This window comes from Terriglobales bacterium (genome assembly GCA_035454605.1).
Taxonomy (GTDB): Bacteria; Acidobacteriota; Terriglobia; order Terriglobales; family Acidobacteriaceae; genus DATMAB01.
The window spans coordinates 1-3952 of sequence record DATIGQ010000164.1; the positions used below are offsets into that span (position 1 = coordinate 1).

Annotated in this window: 4 protein-coding genes; all 4 read left to right on the plus strand. The window is 65.4% G+C overall.

All coding sequences use genetic code 11. The features are described 5' to 3' along the window. Positions 1 to 408 (plus strand): crosslink repair DNA glycosylase YcaQ family protein (locus VLE48_11815; GenBank protein HSA93689.1); only part of this gene is annotated, 408 nt, incomplete at its 5' end. Further along, complete coding sequence (gene cmk, locus VLE48_11820; protein HSA93690.1) at positions 405 to 1076, plus strand: (d)CMP kinase; 672 nt, start codon at positions 405 to 407, stop codon at positions 1074 to 1076. The genes VLE48_11815 and cmk, both read left to right, overlap by 4 nt. Positions 1077 to 1342: 266 nt before the next feature. Then, positions 1343 to 3055 (plus strand): HEAT repeat domain-containing protein, encoded by a 1713-nt coding sequence (locus VLE48_11825; protein ID HSA93691.1) that lies wholly within the window; start codon positions 1343 to 1345, stop codon positions 3053 to 3055. Positions 3056 to 3058: 3 nt separating this feature from the next. Then, the coding region (locus VLE48_11830; protein HSA93692.1) for a glycosyltransferase family 2 protein at positions 3059 to 3952 on the plus strand (894 nt) is incomplete at its 3' end.

Below are 3952 nucleotides of genomic sequence, written 5' to 3' on the forward strand. Positions count from 1 at the left end.
CAGGCGCTGGGCGGGGAGCCTTCGGAAGCGGCCCTGGACCGCGCCCTGGGCGAGCTGTGGTCGCGGCTGCGCATCACCCGCGTGGATTACCGCGCCGGCGAAGGCGCGCTCTGGGACACGCTGCTGCGCTGGGCGCCAGAAGCCGTGCGGGAAGGATTGCAGTTAAGTGTCGGCGAGGCGCTCTCTGCCCTGATCTCGCGTTATCTGGAAGCGGTGGTGGCGGCGGAACGCAAGCAGATCGAGGAGTTCTTCTCGCTGCTGGCGCCGCGCTCCCGGGTGCGCGAGAACGTCAACGCCCTGCTGGCGGCGCGCGAATTGGCCTTCCGCAGCGTGGGATCGACGACGCTGGTGGAACTGGCGCCACTGCGCGCCGCGGAACCGCGGGCGGTGGCGACGGAGAAACCATGAGCCAAGCCAGGAAGCTGATCATCGCCATTGACGGTCCTGCCGGTGTGGGCAAGAGCACGGTGGCATCACGCGTGGCGCGCAAGCTGGGCTACGTGAATATCGAAAGCGGGGCGATGTACCGGGCACTGGCTCTCAAGGCGATACGAAACGATCTCTCGTTCGATGACGGGCCGGCGCTGGCGAAATTGGCGCGGCAGTCGCGCATTGAACTGGAGCCGGTCGAGGACGGGAACCGCGTGCTGCTCGACGGGGAAGACGTTTCGCGGCGCGTCCGCGAGGCGGACGTGAGCGAGGCGTCGTCGCGGGTCTCGCTGCATCCCCAGGTGCGGGAGTGGATGGTGGCCCGGCAGCGGGAGATGGGCAAGGGCGGGGGCGTGGTCATGGAGGGCCGCGACATTGGAACCAAGGTCTTTCCCGACGCCGACCTGAAGATTTTTCTAGAGGCCGAACCGGCCGTGCGCAGCGAGCGGCGGCTGAAGCAGCATGCCGTGCGGGAGAAGGCGCGCGGAGCGGTGGCGGAGGAGTTGAAGGAGCGCGACCGGAGAGACCGGACGCGGCAGGCTTCGCCGTTGGAGCCGGCGGCGGACGCGGTCGTTCTGGACACCACCCACCTGGGCCTGGACGAGGTGCTGAAGAGGATATTCCGGTTGATCGAGGAGCGCCGGTAACTGCCTTTCCCTGATTGGGATTACGGGCGAGTATCCCATCCGTAATGGCACCTAAGTGGGGTTCCCGCGGAATTTATTTTCCGGTAAACATGTCCTTAGGTATACTGGCTCGCTTTAGAGAGGCGGGCCGTGCCGGAAGTGGCGGCAGGAAAAGAACTTTCCGGCGAGCGGTAGCCTATGTTCGCCCCCCGACGGACTGATTGCGCAAAGCCCAAGAGCGCAAACAGTGAGACCTGAAGTGCAACTTTGCTGTCTGAGGCGGTCCCGTGCTTCTGTTTGAAGACTTGATTCTGATCACCGTGTGGCTGCTGGCCGCGGTGGTGATCGTCAACCTGGTGTTCCTGGTGTTCGTGTTCTATCGACGCTGGGCCCGGACCAGGTATTACCGGACCAAGGACGAGGCCAAAGAACGCTACCGGCGGGCGGTGGCGGACTTCATGGCGCTCTCGGTAGGAGTGGAACCGACGGCGCAGTTGTTGCGGGATGCGCGCAGCGAGGCAGAGAAAGACGGCGTCCTGGACCTGCTGCGGGAAGGTTTGGCGGGACTGGCGGCGCCGCGGCACGTGTCGTCGTCCTCGGGGGTGCGCGCCAGTTCGAGCTCGGGGCGGATTGCCTCCAGTTCGGGCCGGGTGCAGTCGGGCACGGGGCGCATCACTTCGCCGACCATCGTGGTGGGGCAGGCGCTGGAACGGGTGAGCGAGCTGCTCTTCGCGTTGGGCTACGTGGATGGCTGGGCGCGGACGGCGTTCGGGCGCGCGCGCGCCTCCGAATTGATGAAGCGCTCGCTGAACAAGGAAAAAACCGCGGTAAGTACGGAAGTGCGCAAGAGCGCACTGAACCACTTCCGTCGTCTGCGGATCTTCTGCGTACCCCGGGCGCTGTCGGTGGACAAGCTGGGCAGCCTGGCAGGAGATTACGCCCACGTGTTCATGGCGGAAGCGCTGCACGATCCGGCTACGGAGGTGCGCAGCGTAGCGGTGGCGGCCATGGGGCGGGCGCGACATCCGGCGGCCATTCCGCTGCTCCTGGAGGAGCTGCGCAAGGCGCTGGAGGAGGGCAACGATGTTTCCTTGCGCTCCACCAAAGCGGCCTTGTGCTCCTACCAGATGAGCGACCTGGAACTGTTCGTGCCCTACGTGCGGCATCCCAACCGACGGCTGCGCTTTTTCGTGGTGGACACGATGCGGGAGATATCCGGGCGCGCGGGCCGGAGCATGCAATTGACGCGGCGCGGATTCCCGGACGAACTGTGCGCGTTGTTGCTGGAGCACTCGGTGAACGACGTGTTCGCCGACGTGCGGGCGCGGAGCGCGGCGCTGGTGGCGCAGTTCCGCGACGCCCAGGCCGCGGATGCGCTGCGCAAGCTGCTGAAGGATGAGAATGAGTTTGTACGCCTGCACACGGTGCGGGTGTGCGGCGACCGCTATTACGGGGACTTGATCCCGGACATCCTGCGCTGCCTGTCGGACTCCAAGTGGCGGGTGCGGGAGGCGGCGGTGGGGACATTGCGGGCCTTCGGCATGTCGGGTTTGAACGAGTTGTTCCGCTACTTCGCGGCGACCTCGGACCGCTACGAGAGCGAGCAGATCGCGGAAGAGATCCAACGCACGGGGATGATCGAGCAACTGGTGACGGCGCTGGCCTCGGGCGGCGAAGGCTCGCGGCTGGCGGATGCGGTGTGCCGCAAGATGGCCACCATGGGCAAGACTTCGCTGCTGCTCAACGCGGTGGCAGCGCGCATCCCGCAAGAGGCGCGCGTTCTCCTGATGGATGCGCTGATGGTGGCGCCGACCGCCAAGTACATGTCGATCCTGGAGACGCTGGCCGAAACCGACGGCGGGCCGGTGGGCGACAAGGCGCGGGACTTGCTGCGGCAGGCGGTGAGCCGCAGCGGCCAGATGTCGTCGACGTCCTCGTCGGGGCGCGGATTTCCGTCGGGGTCGGGATCATCGGGCCGGGGATTCCCGAGCCGGGGATAAAGCATGGGAGAGCACATCGCACTACGCGTCCTGGATTATCTGAACACGCTGATCCTCATCTATTTCATCGTGACCAACCTGGGGTACACGGTGCTGATGGCGATCTCGCTGTACAGCGTGACCCAGCACTCCAAGTATGCCCGCAGCCGGGGCTACGCCGACCTGGCGGATTCACCGGTGACGCCGCCGGTGGCTTTGATCGTGCCGGCCTACAACGAGGAAGCGGCGATCGTGGATACGGTGACGGCGCTGCTGAACCTGAACTATCCGGAGAAAGAGATCATCGTGGTGGACGACGGCTCCACCGACCGCACGGTGCAGGCGCTGGTGGACGCGTTCCAGCTGGTGCGCATGGATTTGATCTATCGCGAGCAGGTGCCGGCCAAGAAGCCCTATGCCTTCTACCACAACCACCGGCGGCCGGAACTGACGCTGATCTCCAAGGAAAACGGGGGCAAGCCGGACGCGCTGAACGTGGGCATCAACATGGCGCGCAGCCCATACTTCTGCACCGTGGACGCGGACTCGATCATCGAGCGCGATGCCCTGCTGCGGCTGATGGCGCCGGTGATGCACTCCAGCGTGAACACGGTGGTGAGCGGCGGCATCGTTCGTATCGCCAACGGCTGCAAGCTGAAGGACGGGCAGATTGCGGAAGTGGGACTGCCTACGAGCTGGCTGGAGATGTGCCAAGTCGTGGAATACATCCGCGCCTTCATGTTCGGGCGGCCGGCGTGGAACTTCCTGCAGGCGACTTTCATCGTGAGCGGCGCCTTCTGCATGCTGCACAAGGAGACGGTGGTGCTGGCGGGCGGGTTCTCCACCGACACGGTGACCGAGGACATCGACATTATCGCTACACTGCACCGCTACCTGCGGGAGAAGGGCTGGAAGTAC